Raw genomic sequence first — 21500 nt, 5'->3', positions numbered from 1 at the left:
TGACCTTTCACAACCTTACATGCGCAATCCGGCACGCAAAATTGACAAAAAAATTACTGTCGCGCCAGCCTGCCTGTGGCGGGCACGAAATCGGTATTGCTGCGCCAGGGATTAATGTCCAGCCCGCCGCGGCGGGTATAGCGCGCATAAACGCTTAGCGTTTCCGGCTGGCAGAAGCGCAGAATGTCATTAAAAATACGCTCTACGCACTGCTCGTGAAATTCATTATGGTGACGGAAGGAGACCAGATAACGCAGCAGTTTTTCCCTGTCGATTTTGCGCCCGCGATACTGAATTTGTATTGAGCCCCAGTCCGGTTGGTGGGTGATCAGGCAGTTGGATTTCAGCAGATGACTGACCAGCGTCTCCTCTACTTGCTTCTCGCCGCTGACCGCATGTTGCAGATAGTCGGTAGTAAACTGGTAGTTGTCGATACTGATATCCTGATCGTCAATACAGGTGCCGTGGAAATGGGCGACAGGCTGTCCTTCCAGCTCATCAAGACGATGAAGCCTCACGCTAACGTTGCCCTGCGCGCAGGCGCGCAGATCGCGCTCCAGCGTCTGGCGCACCGTCTCCCAAGTGTCAAAGCGCGTCTGGTTAAAGCTGTTCAGATACAGTTTAAAGCTTTTGGATTCGATTAAATTAACGCTGGTGTAATCCAGTTCGACATGCCCGACGGCGACCTGCGGAAGACCACGGCTGTTAAGCCAGGAAAGTTCATACAACGTCCAGATATCCGCGCCGTGGAACGGCAAATTATCGGCTGTTAATCCGAGCGGGTCGCGATTCAAACTGCGCGGTACGCCCTGCAGCAGGCTGGCGTCATAATTGTCCCGGTAATCCGTTGATTTTCCGAGAGTCAGGCCATCGAGAGCCTGATGGTTTTCATAAGAAGACATGTTTCACCGTCATAAACCAGATACACTATGCGCCAAGTGTATCCTGGCTTTTATGAAGAGAGAAACTGGTGGACGAACTGACAGCGCAGGCATTGAAAGCCTTTACGACGCGTTACTGCGACGCGTGGCAAGAAAAACACGGTAGCTGGCCGTTGAGCGAAGAACTGTATGGCGTACCTTCTCCGTGCATTATTTCTTCAACCCGCGATGCCGTTTACTGGCAGCCGCAACCTTTTGAAGGCGAAGAAAATGTAAACGCGGTTGAACGCGCCTTCGATATTATGGTACAACCTGCGCTCCACGCGTTTTACACCACGCAGTTTGCTGGCGACATGCCCGCGCAGTTCGCGGATGAAAAGCTTACGCTACTGCAAACCTGGAGTCAGGATGACTTTCGGCGCGTGCAGGAAAATCTGATAGGCCACCTGGTCACGCAAAAGCGGCTCAAGCTTCCTCCCACGCTTTTTATTGCGACGCAGGAAAATGAGCTTGAGGTCATTTCGGTCTGTAATCTGTCCGGCGAGGTGATTAAAGAAACGCTGGGCACCCGCAATCGTACCGTTCTTGCCGCAACGCTTGCGGAATTCCTTACGCAACTTAATCCTCTTCTGTAATCGTTTGCCCTAACAGGTGTGAGAGATCTCTTACAAAGTCTGTAGGAGATCGCCAGGATATCAGCGGATACTGAGTCCCGTTTTCTTATGTAAGTCTATATAAAACAACCTGTTAAAATGTTTTTGCGCACTTTCATATGAAAATTTACTTAAGGTATTGTCTGTAGGTGTCTTGTAAGACAAGGTGAAACAGGCGATTCTATCTTCGTCGACAGGGAGTCGTACAACGAAGCGAACGTCAGGATGATGGCGCTTCAGCAGGACACGCCAGGATGGTGTTACAAGGAAAGGCTTCAGGATGAAGCAAAGTGGAAAGCGCAGGATGCGTTAAAGGACACCTCCAGGACGGAGAACGAGAGCCGATCAGGATGTTCGGCGGGTCTGGATGACCAGGGACGCTTCAGGAAGAAGCTATCACATCGGGCGATGTGCGCAGGATGCAAACGTTCAGGATGAACAGGCCGTAAGGTCACAGGAAAAGTTGTCACGGATGAGCAGGGAGCACGAAAAGTAGCTGGAATGCTGCGAAACGAACCGGGAGCACTGTTTATACAGTGCTCCCTTTTTTTTGTTATTCTTCGCGCCAGATTTTCATCATTGAGGTTTTTAACATGACGACTCATGACCGTGTGCGTCAGCAGTTACATGCGCTTGAAACGCTGCTGCGCGAGCATCGCCACTGGCGGCTGGATGCGCCGCAGGCGCACCTGTTTACCAGTACCCAACCATTTTTTATGGATACCATGGAACCGCTGGAATGGCTGCAATGGGTATTGATCCCACGTATGCATACCCTACTTGATAATGCGCAGCCGCTGCCCGAGGCGTTTGCCGTCGCCCCTTATTATGAAATGGCGCTGGCGGCGGATCATCCGCAGAGGGAGGCGATCCTGGCGGTTTTGCAGGATCTGGATGCGCTATTCGTCCGCGATAAATCCTGATGTTGGAGATCCTCTATCAAGACCAGTGGCTGGTTGCCGTGAATAAACCCGCAGGCTGGCTTGTTCACCGGAGCTGGCTGGATCGCGACGAAAAAGTCGTGGTCATGCAAACGGTGCGCGACCAAATCGGCCAGCATGTTTTTACCGCCCACCGTCTCGACAGACCCACGTCGGGCGTACTGTTAATGGGGCTGTCCAGCGAAGCGGGACGCCGTCTGGCGCAGCAGTTCGAGCAGCACCACATCCGTAAACGCTACCATGCCATTGTGCGCGGCTGGCTGATGGATGACGCAGTACTGGATTATCCGCTGGTGGAAGAGCGCGATAAAATTGCTGATAAATTCGCCCGCGAGGATAAAGCGCCCCAGCCGGCTGTAACGCAGTATCGCGGACTGGCGACGGTCGAAATGGCGGTGCCGACCGGACGTTATCCCACCACGCGTTATGGTCTGGTTGAGCTGGAACCAAAAACGGGACGCAAGCACCAGCTTCGTCGTCATCTGGCGCATCTGCGTCATCCTATCATCGGCGACAGCAAGCATGGCGATTTGCGACAAAACCGCAGCGCCGCAGAGCATTTTGCCTGTCGTCGCCTGATGCTTCATGCCAGTCGGCTTGAACTGACGCACCCCTTCACCGGACAGCCGTTGATGATTCAGGCCGGGTTGGATGAAACCTGGATGCAGGCGCTGACACAGTTTGGCTGGCGTGGACTTCTCCCTGACAATGAAAGGGTTGAGTTTACGGCGGCGTCCCGGCAGGATGAGACTCATCAGGCATAATTCAGGGAGATACGCATAATGGCGGAAATTGGTATTTTTGTCGGGACCATGTATGGCAACTCACTGCTGGTGGCGGAAGAAGCGGAAGCGATCCTCGCCAGACAGGGCCACAGCGCGACCGTGTTTGAAGATCCTGAACTGTCCGACTGGCAGCAATATCAGGATAAGGTTGCGCTGGTCGTTACCTCGACGACCGGGCAGGGCGATCTACCGGATAGCATTGCGCCGCTCTTTCACGGCATTAAAGATACAGTCGGTTTTCAACCAAACCTGCGTTACGGGGTGATTGCGCTAGGTGATAGCAGCTACCCCAATTTCTGTAATGGCGGCAAACAGTTTGATGCCCTGTTGCAGGAGCAAAGCGCGCAGCGGGTGGGGGAGATGTTATTCATTGACGCCAACGAACATCCGGAGCCGGAGAGCCAATCCAATCCCTGGGTTGAAAACTGGGGAACTTTACTTTCCTGAGGTAAATCCCTCCCCCCTACGGGAGGGTACCTTTTCGTTTGCTTGCGTTGCCAGTAAGCAAAATCACGACCTGTACACAGTGTAAAGTAACTGAATCGTGTTAGCTTTGGGCATATGCCCGCAAAAGCGGCAGTTTTTTACGGGCGTTTTCATGTAATCAAGCGACCTGTTTCACATTCTTCTCTTTTTATTCCTCCTGCGTCGACGCCTGACGCCTTCTGATTTCATTTCCGTGAAGTGGCTTCCACTGTCCTGGGCTTTTGCCATAAACAGGCGTAATTCATCGCCAAAATACTGTGTTGTTGCACGGTGAGTGTGTGTGGCGCGCTTTTTATACTTCTCCTGCCAGTGAATAAAAGCATGCAGCGTGCAAAGCAAACGACCTAATAAAAGCTGCAACAAGGAAACGTTATCTCTGATTCCCTACCGGTTGTGCAGTTCAGAGTGAGCGTAGCTAACGCGAAATTTCAGGAGTGCAACAATGAGTTCATTAAGTCACGCGGCGAGTAGTGCGGAGAAACGCACGAACGCCCGCTACTGGATAGTGGTGATGCTGTTTATCGTCACATCCTTCAACTACGGCGACCGCGCCACATTGTCCATTGCCGGCTCAGAAATGGCCAAAGATATCGGCCTTGATCCGGTAGGCATGGGCTATGTTTTTTCTGCTTTTTCATGGGCCTATGTTATCGGGCAGATCCCGGGCGGCTGGCTGCTGGACCGCTTTGGTTCCAAACGCGTCTATTTCTGGTCTATTTTCATTTGGTCAGTCTTCACCCTGTTGCAGGGTTTTGTCGATATCTTTAGTGGTTTCGGCATTATTGTCGCCCTCTTTACGCTTCGTTTCCTGGTTGGTCTGGCGGAATCGCCTTCTTTCCCGGGCAACAGTCGCATCGTTGCAGCCTGGTTCCCGGCGCAGGAGAGGGGAACGGCAGTGGCCATCTTTAACTCCGCGCAATACTTTGCCACGGTTATTTTCGCGCCGATTATGGGCTGGCTGACGCACGAAGTGGGCTGGTCGCATGTCTTCTTCTTTATGGGCGGGTTAGGGATCATCATCAGCTTTATCTGGTTGAAAGTTATCCATGAACCAAATAACCATCCGGGCGTAAATAAGAAAGAGTTGGAGTACATCGCAGAAGGCGGCGCGCTGATCAATATGGATCAGAAAGACACCAAAGCGAAAGTACCGTTTAGCGTCAAATGGGGCCAGATCAAACAGCTGCTGGGCTCTCGTATGATGATTGGCGTTTACATCGGTCAGTACTGTATTAACGCATTGACCTATTTCTTTATTACCTGGTTCCCGGTCTATTTGGTTCAGGCGCGCGGCATGTCGATTCTCAAAGCGGGCTTTGTCGCCTCGGTTCCTGCGGTCTGCGGCTTTATCGGCGGCGTGTTGGGCGGCATCATTTCCGACTGGTTGATGCGTCGTACTGGCTCCCTGAATATCGCGCGCAAGACGCCGATTGTGCTGGGGATGTTGCTGTCAATGGTTATGGTGTTCTGTAACTATGTGAACGTGGAATGGATGATCATCGGCTTTATGGCGTTGGCCTTCTTCGGTAAAGGTATCGGCGCGTTGGGCTGGGCAGTAATGGCGGATACCGCGCCGAAAGAGATCAGCGGTCTTTCCGGCGGCTTGTTTAATATGTTCGGCAATATCTCCGGTATTGTGACGCCAATCGCGATTGGTTACATCGTTGGCACCACCGGTTCCTTCAACGGCGCGTTGATCTATGTCGGCGTACATGCCCTGGTGGCCATCATCAGCTATCTGGTGCTGGTAGGCGATATTAAGCGTATTGAACTGAAACCTGTCGCAGGACAATTATCATGACAACGCAATCCAGTCCCGTTATTACGGACATGAAGGTCATTCCGGTTGCCGGACATGACAGTATGCTACTCAACATCGGCGGCGCGCATAACGCGTACTTCACCCGTAACATCGTCGTCCTCACCGATAACGCCGGGCATACTGGCGTCGGTGAGGCGCCGGGCGGAGAAGTGATTTATCAGACGCTGGTCGATGCTATTCCGATGGTATTAGGCCAGGAAGTCGCCCGCCTGAACAAAGTGGTGCAGCAGGTGCATAAAGGCAACCAGGCCGCTGATTTTGACACCTTTGGTAAAGGCGCATGGACGTTTGAACTGCGGGTTAACGCGGTGGCGGCTTTGGAAGCGGCGCTGCTTGATCTACTGGGACAGGCGCTTAATGTGCCGGTCTGTGAACTGTTAGGACCCGGTAAACAGCGCGATGCCGTCACCGTGTTGGGCTATCTCTTCTATATTGGCGATCGCACTAAAACCGATCTGCCGTATCTGGAAAGCACGCCGGGCAGTCATGAATGGTATCGCCTGCGCCATCAGGAAGCGCTGAACAGCGACGCGGTTGTGCGGCTGGCGGAAGCATCTCAGGATCGTTACGGCTTTAAAGATTTTAAACTCAAGGGCGGCGTGCTGCCGGGCGAACAAGAGATTGATACCGTTCGCGCGCTAAAAAAACGCTTCCCGGACGCGCGTATTACCGTGGATCCGAACGGCGCCTGGCTACTGGATGAAGCCATTGCGTTGTGCAAAGGGCTGAATGATGTACTGACCTACGCGGAAGATCCGTGCGGCGCGGAGCAAGGATTCTCTGGTCGTGAAGTCATGGCGGAGTTCCGCCGCGCGACAGGACTGCCGGTGGCGACCAATATGATTGCCACCAACTGGCGTGAAATGGGACACGCGGTGATGCTCAACGCGGTAGACATTCCTCTTGCCGACCCGCATTTCTGGACTCTCACCGGCGCCGTTCGCGTGGCGCAACTGTGCGATGACTGGGGGCTAACCTGGGGCTGCCATTCGAATAACCATTTTGATATTTCACTGGCGATGTTTACCCATGTCGGCGCGGCGGCGCCAGGCAAACCCACCGCTATTGATACGCACTGGATCTGGCAGGAGGGCGATTGCCGCCTGACTAAAAATCCGCTGGAAATTAAAAACGGCAAAATTGCCGTTCCGGATGCGCCAGGACTGGGCGTGGAGCTTGACTGGGAACAGGTGCGAAAAGCGCATGACGCGTATAAAACGCTGCCAGGCGGCGCGCGTAATGATGCAGGCCCGATGCAATACCTGATCCCCGGCTGGACTTTTGACCGCAAACGCCCTGTTTTTGGTCGTCACTAATTCTGAATAAGGACACAGTTATGAGTACTCAATTTACGACGCCTGTAGTGACTGAAATGCAGGTTATCCCGGTTGCGGGTCATGACAGTATGCTGATGAACCTGAGCGGCGCGCACGCCCCGTTCTTCACGCGCAACATCGTCATTATTAAAGATAACTCCGGCCATACCGGGGTCGGCGAGATTCCGGGCGGCGAAAAAATTCGCAAAACGCTGGAAGATGCGATCCCACTGGTGGTGGGAAAAACGCTGGGTGAATATAAAAATGTCCTGACCGCCGTTCGCAACCAGTTTGCCGATCGCGATGCGGGCGGACGCGGTTTACAAACGTTCGATCTCCGTACCACTATCCATGTGGTGACTGGTATTGAAGCGGCAATGCTTGATCTTTTGGGCCAACACCTGGGCGTCAACGTCGCTTCGCTGTTAGGCGACGGTCAGCAGCGCAGCGAAGTCGAAATGCTGGGTTATCTGTTCTTTGTCGGCAATCGCAAGGCCACGCCGCTGCCGTATCAGAGCCAGCCGGATGAGCAATGCGACTGGTATCGTCTGCGCCATGAAGAGGCGATGACGCCGGAAACGGTAGTACGTCTGGCGGAAGCCGCCTATGAAAAATACGGCTTCAACGACTTCAAACTGAAAGGCGGCGTGCTGGCGGGCGAAGAAGAGGCCGAGTCAATCGTGGCGCTGGCGAAACGTTTCCCACAAGCGCGCGTCACGCTCGATCCAAACGGTGCCTGGTCGCTGAACGAAGCGATCAGCATTGGTAAATACCTGAAAGGTTCTCTGGCCTATGCAGAAGATCCGTGCGGCGCGGAGCAGGGTTTTTCCGGACGTGAAGTGATGGCGGAATTCCGTCGCGCGACCGGATTACCGACGGCCACCAATATGATAGCGACCGATTGGCGTCAAATGGGGCATACGCTGTCGCTGCAATCTGTAGATATCCCGCTGGCGGACCCGCACTTCTGGACTATGCAAGGCTCTGTACGCGTGGCGCAAATGTGTCATGAGTTCGGTCTGACTTGGGGATCGCACTCTAACAACCACTTTGATATTTCGTTGGCGATGTTTACCCATGTTGCCGCGGCGGCGCCGGGCAAGATCACCGCGATCGATACCCACTGGATCTGGCAGGAAGGCAACCAACGTCTGACTAAAGAACCGTTTGAAATTAAAGGCGGCATGGTGCAAGTACCGACCAAACCGGGGCTGGGCGTTGAGCTCGATATGGATCAGGTGATGAAAGCGCATGAGCTTTATCAAAAGCATGGCTTAGGCGCGCGTGACGACGCGATGGGAATGCAGTACTTAATTCCTGGCTGGACGTTTGATAATAAGCGTCCTTGCATGGTGCGTTAAGTCAGAGCCGGTTCCGTAAGGAACCGGTCCTTCTCTGGGTGTATGCTTAACAGGATCAACATGCGTAAGGACGACTTATGAAAATAGTGATCGCACCAGACTCGTATAAGGAAAGTTTGAGTGCTCTTGAGGTAGCGACCGCCATTGAACAAGGATTTCGCGAGATCTGGCCTGACGCCGATTACCTGAAATTACCGCTGGCTGATGGCGGAGAAGGTACTGTCGAAGCGATGGTTGAAGCGACGGCGGGTCGAATCGTGCATGTTGAGGTCACCGGGCCGTTGGGGCATCGCGTCAATGCGTTTTATGGGCTTTCCGGCGATGCGCGTTCCGCGTTCATTGAAATGGCGGCCGCCAGTGGGCTGGAGCAGGTACCGCCCGCGCAACGCGATCCGTTGAAGACCACATCATGGGGAACCGGCGAGCTGATCCGTCATGCGCTGGATGCGGGCGTTGAGCATATCATTATTGGTATCGGCGGTAGCGCCACCAACGATGGCGGCGCGGGGATGGTGCAGGCGCTGGGGGCCAGGCTACGGGATGCGCAGGGCAATGATATTGTGCAAGGCGGCATTGGGCTGGAAACACTCGCCAGCATTGATATCAGCGGCCTGGATAAGCGTTTGTCGGCGTGTCATATAGAGGTCGCCTGCGATGTCACGAATCCCCTTACCGGCAAAGAGGGCGCGTCTGCGGTTTTTGGTCCGCAAAAAGGGGCGACGCCGGAAATGATTGAACGCCTGGATACGGCATTGACTCGCTATGCGCATTTGATTGCCCGCGATCTGCATGTCGATGTGTTGGATCTGGCAGGCGGCGGCGCGGCAGGCGGCATGGGGGCGGCGTTATACGCGTTTTGCGGCGCGCAGCTACGGCGTGGTATTGAGATTGTCACCGATGCGCTTCATCTGGAAGCGTGTCTTGCGGATGCTGATTTAGTCATCACCGGCGAGGGGCGCATCGACAGCCAGACCATTCACGGTAAAGTCCCTATTGGCGTGGCAAACATCGCCAAACGGTATAACAAGCCGGTAATTGGTATTGCGGGTAGCCTGACGGCGGATGTTGGCGTGGTTCATGAACATGGGCTTGATGCCGTTTTCAGCGTGATTTATACCATCTGTACGCTGGAGGACGCGCTGAAGAATGCGAGTGAAAACGTACGAATGACCGCGCGCAACGTGGCTGCAACGCTGAAAGCGGGGCAACAGTTACGCTGAGTTATAGGCCGGATAAGGCGGTCATGCCGCCATCCGGCGAATATCAGCCCAATATCTTCTTCGCTTCACGCGCGACATTATCCATCTCATCCAGCAGCTCCAGAAACTCAGGCTCCAGCTCCTCTTCGTGGACGCCGCTGCGAAGCTGTTGCTCAATAAGCTGGCAAAGGTTCTTCATCCGCGGTACGCCGCTATAGCCGCAGCTCCCGTGTAGCTTATGGATCAGATCGACCAGACCGTTGGGGTTTTCTCCCACCAGTTGTTCTTCAATTTTGTTGCGCACTTCCGGCAGAAAATCAATCAGCATTTGCAGCATATCCCGTGCCAGATCGGGCTTACCGGCAGCCTGGCGGAGCGCAAGCTGCCAGTCGAGCGTCGCATTCGGATTGAAGATAAACTCAGCCGGTTCCGGCGCCATCAGGCGCGCTGCTACGTTGGCGCCGGGTTTATAGCGCAGCAACAGATTATGCAACTTCTCTTCTTCTATCGGTTTAGCCAGATAGTCGTTCATGCCCGCGCTGAGCAACTTCTCTTTTTGCCCGGCCATCGCATGTGCCGTAACGGCAATAACCGGTGTTTGCTGCTGATGAGGAAGCTGGTGAATTAACTCGCAGGCGCGTATGCCGTCCATATCCGGCATCTGAATATCCATCAAAATCAGATCAAACTGCATTTGTTTCGCCCGATCCACCGCCTGATGTCCGCTATCACAAAGCTCTACGTGCTGGACTTTATCTTCCAGTAACGCGCCGATAAGCTTCAGATTAGCGGGATTATCATCAACCGCCATAACCGTCATGGTGATTTTACTGGTATCCATTAGCAGCGGTTCAGGATGGTGATTCAACTGGCAATATTCCGTCAGCGCTGGCAACAGGCGCGTTGACGTCAATGGTTTTAACAGACAGGCCGCCGCGCCTCCTTGTTTCAGCTTTTCGGCGTTAATTTGCGCATGGCAAGGTAGCGCCAGCAGTAGAAAGTCCGTCATTGACGCCGCTTTCGCCAGACGTTCATGCTGCATGGTGAGCGGCTCGCGGAAGGTCACCGGAACGCTCAAAATCATAATATCGTAGTGCGCTAACGGCAGCGCGGAGAAGGTCGGGCTGTAAACCACCTCCACCGGCGTGTCGCTCAGTAGATCCAGGGTACATTGCGCGGCGGTAGCATTCGGTTCGACATAAGCCAGCCGTTTTCCGGCCAGACATGCGGTCGACGGCCCGTCAATAATAACATTTGGGTTAAGATCAAGATTAATATGAAACCAGAAGGTCGAGCCGCGATTAGGCTGGCTGTGGAAAGAGATATCCCCGCCCATTTCGTTGACCAGCTTTTGCGTAATCACCAGCCCAAGCCCGGTGCCGCCGTGACGGCGAGAAATACTGGCATCGGCCTGGCGAAACGCCTGAAACAGTCGCGACTGGTCGCGTTCCGGAATGCCGATCCCCGTATCGCGGATCTGCACTTCAATCTGTACTTTGGTGTTACTGAGCGCCCGCTTTTCTACCAGAATGTCGATATTGCCACTCTCGGTGAACTTAATGGCATTGCCCACCAGATTGGTAATGACCTGTTGCAGGCGCAGCGGGTCGCCAATCACATTATCCGGGACGTCGTTTTTAATATTTAACGTCAACTCCAGCCCTTTATCATGCGACGAGTGGGCCAGCAGCGTAACCACTTCATCCAGCGTGTTGCGCAGTGGAAAAGGGATACTTTCCAGAATGAGCTTACCGGCTTCCAGCTTGGAGAAGTCGAGCACGTCATTAATGATCGCCAGCAGATTATTCGCGGAACGCTCAATGGTGTTCAGATGGTCGCGCTGGGTGGGATTCAGCTCCGTTTTTAATGTCAGGCGGGTAAAGCCAATGACGCCGTTTAGCGGCGTTCGCAGTTCGTGCGACATGTTCGCCAGGAACTCCGACTTAATACGCGCCGCTTCCTGGGCGCGCTTTTTCGCCAGATCCAGCTCAACGTTTTGGATTTCCATCTGCTCAAGGGTTTCACGCAGGTCCGAAGTGGCCTGATCGATATTATGCTGCATCTCTTCGTGATAGGCGGCGAGCGACATCGCCATGGAATTAATGCCGTTTTTCAGCATATCCAGTTCGCCCAGCATAAATCCTTCCACACGGCTATCCAGTTGTCCGCGGCGAATGCGGTCAACGGTATTCACCATGTTACGGATAGGCCCGGTGACATCGCGCATAAGCCGCCAGCCAAAGATCAGCGCAATGCCAATACAAAAAAGCATCATCACGCTGGAGATAAAAATCTCTTTGTATTGCTGTAGCCTTACCGACTTGAGATCCAGTTCAAGCGCCACATACCCCAGCATATTTTTGGTATTTTTCGCGTCGGCAATCGCTGACTCGTCCGGCGAATAGCTCTCCGAGATAATCGGGGTGCGCAGAATCATAATATCGCCGTGGCGATCGACGCTCAGACGACGTGGAAACGGCGCTCCGGCGGGAAGCTGCATCTGTGAGGGGTCCAGATGGAAATTAGACGTTACAAACAGGCGGTTATGATCGTCATAAACGGAAATCGCCCGCACAATATCAGAGTGTCTGCGGTGCAGGACGCTGATAAGTTGGCCGATAGACTCCCGGTTTTGTAAGTTCATACCATATTCGCTGGAGACGGCGAGCGGTTCAATAATACTGGCGCCGGCATCTTCCAGTTGACGCTGCAGGTCGTTATAGCGGTGCACTACAAAAAAGATACTGAGCAGCAAACCTATCAGGACGGTCGGGGCCAGGATCAGAATCATCATGCGTGCGCGCAGGCTGTAGTTGGTCATGGAGTTCCGTTATGGGACAATTAGGGTCACACTGTTAAATTGAGAAAAAGCTGGTCGATGGCGCAATTCTACTCTGCAAAACGGCGCGTGACGACGCGTCAGATCATAACCGTTAAAGTCAATGACCTCGATTCATTTGGTCAGGGCGTAGCCCGTCATAACGGAAAGGCGCTGTTTATCCCCGGTTTATTGCCTGAGGAAAGCGCAGAAGTCATTATTACAGAAGATAAAAAGCAATTTGCCCGCGCACGCGTTTCGCGTCGTTTGAATGATAGCCCGGAACGAGAAACGCCGCGCTGCCCGCATTTTGGCGTCTGCGGCGGTTGTCAGCAACAGCATATCAGCATCGCCCTGCAACAACGCAGCAAAAGCGCGGCGCTGGCGCGTTTGATGAAACACGAGGTGAATGACATCATCGCCGGCGCGCCCTGGGGTTATCGGCGTCGTGCGCGGTTAAGTCTGAATTGCCCGCCGGATAAACCGCTGCAAATGGGATTTCGCAAAGCGGGTTCCAGCGATATCGTCAATGTCGAACAGTGCCCCGTTTTGGCGCCCCAGCTTGAAGCATTGCTGCCCCGAATCAGGGCGTGTCTGGCGAGTTTACACGGCACCCGACATCTTGGGCATGTTGAGCTGGTACAGGCGGGAAGCGGTACGCTGATGATTCTGCGCCATACCGCGCCATTAAGTGCGGCGGATAAAGAAAAACTGGAACGCTTTTCGCATTCTGAGGGATTGTCTCTGTTTCTGGCGCCGTTTAGCGAGATACTGGAAACGGTATCTGGCGAGGCGCCCTGGTATGATTCGCACGGCTTACGTTTAGCCTTCAGTCCGCGAGACTTTATTCAGGTTAATGAGGTGGTAAACCAGCAAATGGTCGCCCGCGCGCTGGAGTGGCTTGATGTGCGCGCCGAGGATCGTGTCCTGGATCTGTTCTGCGGAATGGGGAATTTTACGCTGCCGCTGGCAACGCACGCGGCAAGCGTGGTAGGGGTTGAGGGCGTTCCGGCGCTGGTAGAAAAAGGCCGTGAAAACGCCATCCGCAATGGTTTACATAATGTGACATTCTTCCATGAGAACCTGGAGGAAGATGTCACGAAGCAGCCGTGGGCGAAAAACGGCTTTGACAAAGTCTTACTTGATCCTGCGCGTGCGGGGGCTACAGGAGTGATGCGACATATTATAAAATTAAAACCTATTCGCATTGTTTATGTATCCTGTAACCCGGCGACGCTGGCGCGCGATAGTGAAGCGCTAGTCAATGCGGGATATGAGGTTACGCGTTTAGCGATGCTCGACATGTTCCCGCACACAGGACATCTGGAATCAATGGTTCTGTTCGAGCGCATGTAATGATTACCGGCTTACCGACTTCGGTAGGCCTGGTCCCTTAAGGAGAGGACGATGGTCGCGGTAAGAAGTGCACATATTAATAAAGCTGGTGAATTTGATCCGAAGAAGTGGATCGCAAGCCTGGGAATTTCCAGCCAGCAGTCGTGTGAGCGCTTAGCCGAAACCTGGGCGTATTGCCTGCAACAGACACAAGGACATCCGGATGCGGATCTGTTGCTGTGGCGTGGCGTGGAGATGGTAGAAATTCTTTCCACGCTGAGTATGGATATCGACACGCTGCGGGCGGCGCTACTGTTCCCTCTGGCCGACGCCAACGTAGTCAGCGAAGATGTACTGCGCGAAAGCGTCGGCAAATCTATCGTGACCCTGATTCATGGCGTGCGCGATATGGCGGCGATCCGTCAGCTAAACGCCACTCATAACGACTCTGTTTCTTCGGAGCAGGTTGATAACGTCCGTCGAATGTTATTGGCGATGGTGGATGATTTCCGCTGCGTGGTCATCAAACTGGCCGAGCGAATCGCTCATTTGCGCGAAGTGAAAGAGGCGCCGGAAGATGAGCGCGTGCTGGCGGCGAAAGAATGTACCAACATCTATGCGCCGCTCGCTAATCGTCTGGGCATCGGGCAACTGAAGTGGGAACTGGAAGACTACTGTTTCCGCTACCTGCATCCGGCGGAATACAAACGCATCGCCAAACTGCTGCATGAGCGCCGTCTCGATCGCGAACATTACATCGAAGAGTTTGTTGGACATCTGCGCGCCGAAATGAAAAACGAGGGCGTGCAGGCGGAAGTCTACGGACGACCAAAACATATTTATAGCATCTGGCGCAAAATGCAGAAAAAGCATCTGGCGTTTGATGAACTCTTTGACGTGCGCGCCGTGCGTATTGTCGCTGAACGTCTGCAAGACTGCTACGCCGCGTTGGGGATAGTGCATACGCATTATCGTCACCTGCCGGATGAATTCGATGATTATGTCGCTAACCCGAAACCGAACGGTTACCAGTCTATCCACACCGTGGTCCTGGGGCCGGGCGGTAAAACCGTTGAGATCCAGATTCGTACCAAACAGATGCATGAAGACGCCGAACTGGGAGTGGCGGCGCACTGGAAGTATAAAGAAGGCGCCGCGTCCGGCGGCGTGCGTTCCGGCCATGAAGACAGAATTGCGTGGCTGCGTAAGCTGATCGCCTGGCAGGAAGAGATGGCCGACTCCGGCGAAATGCTGGATGAAGTGCGCAGCCAGGTGTTTGACGATCGGGTCTACGTTTTTACGCCAAAAGGCGACGTGGTTGACTTGCCTGCCGGATCTACGCCGCTCGATTTTGCTTACCACATCCACAGCGATGTCGGGCACCGCTGCATCGGCGCGAAAATTGGTGGGCGCATCGTACCGTTTACCTACCAGTTACAGATGGGCGATCAGGTTGAAATTATCACTCAGAAGCAGCCGAATCCCAGCCGCGACTGGCTGAATCCAAACCTGGGCTATGTGACGACCAGCCGCGGACGCTCGAAAATTCACGCCTGGTTCCGTAAACAGGACCGTGACAAAAATATCCTGGCTGGACGGCAGATCCTCGACGATGAGCTGGCGCATTTGGGGATAAGCCTGAAAGAGGCCGAGAAACATCTGCTGCCGCGCTACAACTTTAATGAGCTGGAAGAGTTGCTGGCGGCGATAGGCGGCGGTGATATCCGTCTTAATCAGATGGTGAATTTCCTGCAATCGCAGTTCAATAAGCCGAGTGCAGAGGAGCAGGATGCAGCGGCGCTGAAACAGCTTCAGCAAAAAACATACGCGCCGCAAAATCGTCGTAAAGACGACGGGCGCGTGGTGGTAGAAGGCGTGGGTAATTTGATGCACCACATTGCCCGCTGCTGCCAGCCGATTCCGGGGGATGAAATTGTCGGCTTCATTACTCAGGGGCGGGGGATTTCCGTGCACCGGGCCGATTGCGAACAGTTGGCGGAACTGCGCTCACATGCGCCGGAGCGGATCGTAGAGGCGGTATGGGGCGAAAGCTACTCGGCGGGATATTCGCTGGTGGTGCGCGTCCAGGCCAACGATCGCAGCGGTTTATTGCGTGATATCACCACCATTCTGGCTAACGAAAAAGTCAACGTGCTGGGCGTCGCCAGCCGCAGCGACATTAAGCAGCAGATCGCCACCATTGATATGACCATCGAGATCTACAACCTGCAGGTGCTGGGCCGCGTGCTCGGTAAGCTGAACCAGGTGCCGGATGTGATTGATGCCCGTCGTTTGCACGGGGGGTAAACCCCAGACAGTAATAATGTAGCGGCTTTGCTACTCGTTCAGCAAAGCCGCATTAACCAACCCCATAAGCATGAGATATGGGGTATGTTTTTGACGTACATTTCATTTCCGGTGTACTCTTATGTAAGATTTATACTTACAGTGGAGGCTGTTATGGCCAGAACAATGACCGTTGATCTTGGCGATGAACTGCGCGAGTTTATTGAATCGCTCATAGAATCAGGTGATTACAGAACACAAAGTGAAGTGATCAGAGAGTCTCTTCGTCTGCTGAGGGAAAAACAGGCCGAGTCACGACTTCAGGCGTTACGTGAACTTCTGGCTGAAGGTCTGAACAGCGGAGAGCCCCAGGCCTGGGAAAAGGACGCCTTTTTACGGAAGGTCAAAACAGGGATGATCAAACCCGATGAGAACGGTAAAATTAACGCCAAAGGCCAGTGAAGATCTGGAAAATATCTGGCATTACGGCTGGCTGTATTTTGGCGAAATACAGGCCGATCGATATATTAATCATCTATCAGAAATATTCAGCATTATGAGTGCCAATAACATTGGCACGCCTCGACCTGAACTGGGTGAATACATTTATGCCTTACCGTTTGAAAGGCATATTATCTATTTTATACAATCAGTTACGGAAGTTATCGTGATACGTATTCTGAGCCAGCATCAGGATGCTGGTAAGCATGTAAATTGGTTATAGCCTTTTTATCTAAAAAACAAGTGTGATAGAGCTGGGGGAATCAACAATATTACCAAGGAAAGTGACCTTTGCTGTGTTGCTACCCGCGGCTTGAGCGCCGGAGACAATTCCCATAACTAAAGATGCAGTTACTGCCAGTTTACAAAAATGAGATGACTTCATCGTGTTATCCTTAATTAACGTGTTTTATGGCAGCATTTTGTACGTGTATACCAAGGGATATGCGGCATAGAGCTATGCTGCGGGCTTTGGGTAAAAAATAGGTCATAATAAAAATATTATATTTCTACATTTTTATGAGTGTATTCTTAAGGGCTGAATGATCGTACAGGCTCATAAAATATTATATGTAATACTTTCAATATGTTTATTTTCATGTATGTTCCAGAAAAAACAAAAAAAGTGGTCTTTTTTGAATATTAAACTGGTGTGCATGCTACTCGTTTTTCCGTAAAAGTGAAATAATTTATTTTTTTTGAAAGAGAAGGCTCTTTGGGTGGGGTGCTTATAGCGTTTGCTTAATTGATGTTATTTATAATGCCTGGTGCAAATATCTGTTTTTTTTAATAAGTTAGTTATATGATTATTATATTGTTGTGTATCGATTAATAATTTTAAAATTATACGGGAGAGGTAGCGTTCAACACCTGTTAACAATATATTTTATTATATAGGCGTTGCCGTAGTGTCTCTGTGCGTGAATGGTTAAGAATAATACGTTACAATTGTCGCTAGTATTTACAACCGATTAAAAACCATGACAACTAACCATCAAATTGACCGTCTTCTCACCCTCATGCAGCGCTTGCGTGACCCGGAAAACGGCTGCCCGTGGGATAAAGAGCAGACCTTCGCCAGCATCGCGCCTTATACGCTGGAAGAAACCTATGAAGTACTGGATGCTATTGCGCGTGAGGATTTTGACGATTTGCGCGGCGAACTGGGCGACCTGTTGTTCCAGGTGGTGTTTTACGCGCAGATGGCGCAGGAAGAAGGCCGCTTCGATTTTAATGATATCTGCGCTGCCATCAGCGACAAGCTGGAGCGCCGCCATCCGCATGTTTTTGGCGAGATTTCCGCAGGTAATAGCGAAGAAGCATTAGTTCGCTGGGAGCAAATCAAAACGGAAGAGCGCGCGCAAAAAGCGCAGCATTCCGCGCTGGACGATATTCCGCGCAGTTTACCGGCCTTAATGCGCGCGCAAAAAATCCAGAAACGGTGCTCAAACGTGGGCTTTGACTGGACGACGCTGGGACCGGTCGTCGATAAGGTCTATGAAGAGATCGATGAGGTGATGTTCGAGGCGCGGCAGGCGGTTGTTGATCAGGCTAAACTGGAAGAGGAAATGGGCGATTTGCTCTTTGCCACGGTCAACATGGCGCGTCATTTAGGTACGAAAGCGGAGCTCGCTTTGCAAAAAGCGAACGATAAATTTGAACGTCGTTTTCGCGAAGTTGAACGTATTGTCGCAGCCAGAGGCCTGGAAATGACCGGGGTGGACCTGGAAACAATGGAAGAAGTTTGGCAGGAAGTAAAACGCCAGGAAATTGATCTCTAAAGGTTTTAGGCGGTCAAGAGCGATTTGTGTGATTTTTTAAATAACAAGCGCTTGATTTACGTCAAAAACATTTACCTCAAAGGGGCTATTTTCTCCCTCCCTGTGTGAATGTCAGCCTGACGAAGAGGAGGAATAATGAAAGTTTGTGGCGTAGGTCATGTTCGGGTATACTGCTTTCCCGTCCTGGTTATTCCATCGTCTTTTAAACCTAACTTCTCAGGTTCCGCATGACAACGAACTATATTTTTGTGACCGGCGGGGTCGTATCCTCTCTGGGTAAAGGCATTGCCGCAGCCTCCCTCGCAGCCATTCTGGAAGCCCGTGGTCTCAACGTGACCATCATGAAACTGGATCCGTACATCAACGTCGATCCGGGTACTATGAGCCCAATCCAACACGGGGAAGTGTTCGTTACTGAAGACGGCGCTGAAACCGACCTGGACCTGGGGCACTACGAGCGTTTCATCCGCACCAAGATGTCTCGCCGCAACAACTTCACGACTGGCCGCATCTACTCCGACGTTCTGCGTAAAGAACGCCGTGGCGACTATCTGGGCGCAACCGTACAGGTAATCCCTCACATCACTAACGCGATTAAAGAGCGCGTGCTGGAAGGTGGCGAAGGCCACGATGTGGTACTGGTGGAAATCGGCGGTACCGTCGGTGATATCGAATCGCTGCCGTTTCTTGAGGCGATTCGTCAATTGGCGGTAGATATCGGTCGTGAACACGCGCTGTTTATGCACCTGACGCTGGTACCTTACCTGGCGGCTGCGGGCGAAGTGAAAACTAAACCGACTCAGCACTCCGTGAAAGAGCTGCTGTCTATCGGTATTCAGCCCGATATTCTGATTTGTCGTTCCGATCGCGCGGTTCCTGCCAACGAGCGTGCAAAAATTGCATTGTTCTGTAATGTGCCGGAAAAAGCCGTTATTTCAATGAAAGATGTCGATTCCATTTATAAAATTCCAGGCCTGTTGAAATCTCAGGGGCTTGATGATTATATTTGTAAACGATTCAGCTTGAACTGTCCGGAAGCTAACCTGTCTGAATGGGAACAGGTCATTTACGAAGAAGCGAACCCGGCAGGCGAAGTGACTATCGGCATGGTCGGCAAATATATTGAACTGCCGGATGCCTATAAGTCGGTGATCGAAGCGCTGAAACACGGTGGTCTGAAAAACCGCGTTACCGTCAACATCAAATTGATCGATTCGCAAGATGTTGAAACGCGCGGCGTCGAAATTCTGAAAGATTTGGACGCTATCCTGATCCCCGGCGGCTTCGGCTATCGTGGCGTTGAAGGTAAAATCGCCACTGCGCGCTATGCGCGTGAAAACAATATTCCTTATCTGGGCATTTGCCTGGGGATGCAGGTTGCGTTGATTGAGTTCGCTCGTAACGTGGCCGGCATGGACAACGCCAACTCAACGGAATTTGTGCCAGACTGTAAGTACCCGGTTGTGGCGTTAATTACCGAGTGGCGCGATGAAGACGGTAACGTTGAAGTCCGTAGCGAGAAAAGCGATCTGGGCGGCACCATGCGCCTGGGCGCGCAGCAGTGCCAGCTTAGCGATGACAGTCTGGTACGTCAGTTGTACGGCGCGTCGACGATTGTTGAACGTCATCGCCATCGTTACGAAGTCAACAATATGTTGTTGAAACAAATTGAAGCAGCGGGTCTGCGTGTCGCAGGCCGTTCCGGTGATGATCAGTTAGTCGAGATCATTGAGGTACCGAATCATCCGTGGTTCGTGGCCTGTCAGTTCCATCCGGAATTTACTTCCACGCCGCGTGATGGACATCCGTTGTTCGCTGGCTTTGTTAAAGCCGCCAACGAGCATCAGAAACGTCAGGCGAAGTAAAAAAGTTAGAACGGCGGTGCACCCTCAGCGGTGCACCGTTTGTCTGAAGTTTTAGTTTAACTAGTGACTTGAGGAAAACCTAATGTCCAAAATCGTTAAAGTCATCGGTCGTGAAATCATCGACTCCCGTGGTAACCCGACTGTTGAAGCTGAAGTACACCTGGAAGGTGGTTTCGTAGGTATGGCGGCGGCTCCGTCAGGTGCTTCTACTGGTTCCCGCGAAGCGCTGGAACTGCGCGATGGCGACAAATCCCGTTTCCTGGGTAAAGGCGTAACCAAAGCTGTTGGCGCGGTTAACGGCCCGATTGCTCAGGCTATTCTTGGCAAAGACGCTAAAGACCAGGCTGGCATCGACAAAATCATGATCGACCTGGACGGTACTGAAAACAAATCTAACTTCGGTGCAAACGCCATTCTGGCTGTCTCTCTGGCTAACGCCAAAGCTGCTGCTGCCGCTAAAGGTATGCCGCTGTACGAGCACATTGCTGAACTGAACGGCACTCCGGGCAAATACTCCATGCCGGTTCCGATGATGAACATCATCAACGGCGGCGAGCACGCTGACAACAACGTCGACATCCAGGAATTCATGATCCAGCCGGTTGGCGCGAAAACGGTTAAAGAAGCCATCCGTATGGGTTCTGAAGTTTTCCATCACCTGGCAAAAGTGCTGAAAGGCAAAGGCATGAACACCGCTGTGGGTGACGAAGGCGGCTATGCGCCGAACCTGGGCTCCAACGCGGAAGCGCTGGCGGTAATCGCTGAAGCGGTTAAAGCGGCTGGTTACGAGCTGGGTAAAGACATCACCCTGGCGATGGACTGCGCAGCATCTGAATTCTACAAAGACGGTAAATACGTTCTGGCTGGCGAAGGCAACAAAGCGTTCACCTCCGAAGAATTCACCCACTTCCTGGAAGAACTGACCAAACAGTACCCGATCGTTTCCATCGAAGATGGTCTGGACGAGTCTGACTGGGACGGTTTTGCATACCAGACCAAAGTACTGGGCGACAAAATCCAGCTGGTTGGTGACGACCTGTTCGTAACCAACACCAAAATCCTGAAAGAAGGCATCGAGAAAGGCATCGCTAACTCCATCCTGATCAAATTCAACCAGATCGGTTCTCTGACCGAAACTCTGGCTGCAATCAAGATGGCGAAAGACGCTGGCTACACTGCTGTCATCTCTCACCGTTCTGGCGAAACTGAAGACGCTACCATCGCTGACCTGGCTGTTGGTACCGCAGCAGGCCAGATCAAAACCGGTTCTATGAGCCGTTCTGACCGTGTTGCTAAATACAACCAGCTGATTCGTATCGAAGAAGCTCTGGGCGAAAAAGCACCGTACAACGGTCGTAAAGAGATCAAAGGCCAGGCGTAATCCTGCTTTTACCTCTTAATGTAAAAACCCGCTTCGGCGGGTTTTTTTGTATCTGTTCAATAGCGCAGCCGCTGTGCATGACCGGGCAG

Annotated in this window: 17 protein-coding genes and 1 pseudogene; 15 read left to right on the top strand and 3 right to left on the bottom strand. The window is 52.5% G+C overall.

The annotated features are described in order from the left end of the window. Positions 1 to 53 precede the first annotated feature (53 nt). Complete coding sequence (gene queF, locus NAZ64_RS05155; protein ID WP_024798543.1) at positions 54 to 902, bottom strand: NADPH-dependent 7-cyano-7-deazaguanine reductase QueF; 849 nt, start codon at positions 900 to 902, stop codon at positions 54 to 56. Between the two features lie 68 nt (positions 903 to 970). Between queF and syd the strand changes: the two genes are divergently transcribed. The 8 genes from syd (at position 971) to NAZ64_RS05115 (ending at position 9465) form a co-directional block, all read left to right on the top strand. Next, entirely contained in the window at positions 971 to 1516 is a 546-nt protein-coding gene (syd, locus tag NAZ64_RS05150; RefSeq protein ID WP_000343990.1) for a SecY-interacting protein, read from the top strand. Between the two features lie 611 nt (positions 1517 to 2127). Next, positions 2128 to 2457, top strand: coding sequence for a YqcC family protein (locus tag NAZ64_RS05145; RefSeq protein WP_000207010.1), 330 nt, complete (start codon positions 2128 to 2130; stop codon positions 2455 to 2457). After that, a complete protein-coding gene (gene truC / locus NAZ64_RS05140) occupies positions 2457 to 3239 on the top strand; it encodes a tRNA pseudouridine(65) synthase TruC (protein ID WP_000890034.1) in 783 nt (260 codons plus the stop codon). Before NAZ64_RS05145 ends, truC begins: the two co-directional genes overlap by 1 nt. Before the next feature lie 18 nt (positions 3240 to 3257). After that, entirely contained in the window at positions 3258 to 3707 is a 450-nt protein-coding gene (locus NAZ64_RS05135; protein ID WP_483640883.1) for a flavodoxin, read from the top strand. A 481-nt stretch (positions 3708 to 4188) separates the two neighbouring features. After that, positions 4189 to 5547: a galactarate/glucarate/glycerate transporter GudP gene (gene gudP / locus NAZ64_RS05130; protein WP_000097015.1), complete on the top strand. Its 1359-nt coding sequence runs from the start codon at positions 4189 to 4191 to the stop codon at positions 5545 to 5547. Further along, the gene (locus tag NAZ64_RS05125) at positions 5544 to 6884 is read left to right on the top strand and encodes an enolase C-terminal domain-like protein (RefSeq protein WP_023136652.1); all 1341 of its coding nucleotides are present in this window, start codon (positions 5544 to 5546) and stop codon (positions 6882 to 6884) included. The genes gudP and NAZ64_RS05125 overlap by 4 nt, the downstream gene beginning before the upstream one ends. 20 nt (positions 6885 to 6904) lie before the next feature. After that, positions 6905 to 8245, top strand: coding sequence for a glucarate dehydratase (gudD, locus tag NAZ64_RS05120; protein ID WP_000107113.1), 1341 nt, complete (start codon positions 6905 to 6907; stop codon positions 8243 to 8245). Positions 8246 to 8322: 77 nt separating this feature from the next. Beyond that, a complete protein-coding gene (locus NAZ64_RS05115; RefSeq protein ID WP_000706486.1) occupies positions 8323 to 9465 on the top strand; it encodes a glycerate kinase in 1143 nt (380 codons plus the stop codon). 43 nt (positions 9466 to 9508) lie between these two features. Here the strand turns inward: NAZ64_RS05115 and barA are convergent, their stop codons facing one another. Beyond that, positions 9509 to 12265, bottom strand: a complete 2757-nt coding sequence (barA, locus tag NAZ64_RS05110) for a two-component sensor histidine kinase BarA (RefSeq protein WP_000186399.1) — start codon at positions 12263 to 12265, stop codon at positions 9509 to 9511. A gap of 57 nt (positions 12266 to 12322) precedes the next feature. Here barA and rlmD point away from each other — a divergent pair, with 57 nt between their 5' ends. The 4 genes from rlmD (at position 12323) to NAZ64_RS05090 (ending at position 16607) form a co-directional block, all read left to right on the top strand. After that, on the top strand, positions 12323 to 13618 hold the full coding sequence (gene rlmD / locus NAZ64_RS05105) for a 23S rRNA (uracil(1939)-C(5))-methyltransferase RlmD (protein ID WP_483640882.1): 1296 nt from the start codon (positions 12323 to 12325) through the stop codon (positions 13616 to 13618). Positions 13619 to 13669: 51 nt separating this feature from the next. Next, entirely contained in the window at positions 13670 to 15904 is a 2235-nt protein-coding gene (relA, locus tag NAZ64_RS05100; protein WP_000226841.1) for a GTP diphosphokinase, read from the top strand. Between the two features lie 84 nt (positions 15905 to 15988). Further along, a complete protein-coding gene (locus NAZ64_RS05095) occupies positions 15989 to 16345 on the top strand; it encodes a type II toxin-antitoxin system ParD family antitoxin (RefSeq protein WP_000480218.1) in 357 nt (118 codons plus the stop codon). Further along, on the top strand, positions 16311 to 16607 hold the full coding sequence (locus NAZ64_RS05090; protein WP_220569658.1) for a type II toxin-antitoxin system RelE/ParE family toxin: 297 nt from the start codon (positions 16311 to 16313) through the stop codon (positions 16605 to 16607). Before NAZ64_RS05095 ends, NAZ64_RS05090 begins: the two co-directional genes overlap by 35 nt. An 18-nt stretch (positions 16608 to 16625) precedes the next feature. On the opposite strand, the pseudogene NAZ64_RS05085 reads toward NAZ64_RS05090, so the two are convergent. Continuing rightward, positions 16626 to 16769: pseudogene (locus tag NAZ64_RS05085) on the bottom strand (fimbrial protein); the annotation flags it as partial. Between the two features lie 595 nt (positions 16770 to 17364). Between NAZ64_RS05085 and mazG the strand changes: the two are divergent. From mazG to eno, 3 genes are all read left to right on the top strand, one after another. Further along, positions 17365 to 18165 carry a nucleoside triphosphate pyrophosphohydrolase gene (mazG, locus tag NAZ64_RS05080; protein WP_000210447.1) on the top strand — a complete coding sequence of 267 codons (801 nt, stop codon included), beginning with the start codon at positions 17365 to 17367 and terminating at the stop codon, positions 18163 to 18165. Between the two features lie 227 nt (positions 18166 to 18392). Next, positions 18393 to 20030: a glutamine hydrolyzing CTP synthase gene (pyrG, locus tag NAZ64_RS05075; RefSeq protein WP_000210863.1), complete on the top strand. Its 1638-nt coding sequence runs from the start codon at positions 18393 to 18395 to the stop codon at positions 20028 to 20030. A gap of 82 nt (positions 20031 to 20112) precedes the next feature. After that, complete coding sequence (gene eno / locus NAZ64_RS05070; protein WP_000036734.1) at positions 20113 to 21411, top strand: phosphopyruvate hydratase; 1299 nt, start codon at positions 20113 to 20115, stop codon at positions 21409 to 21411. The last annotated feature ends 89 nt before the right edge of the window (positions 21412 to 21500 follow it).

The organism is Salmonella sp. A1325, from assembly GCF_056991255.1.
This window is presented reverse-complemented; position numbering and strand designations above follow the sequence as displayed.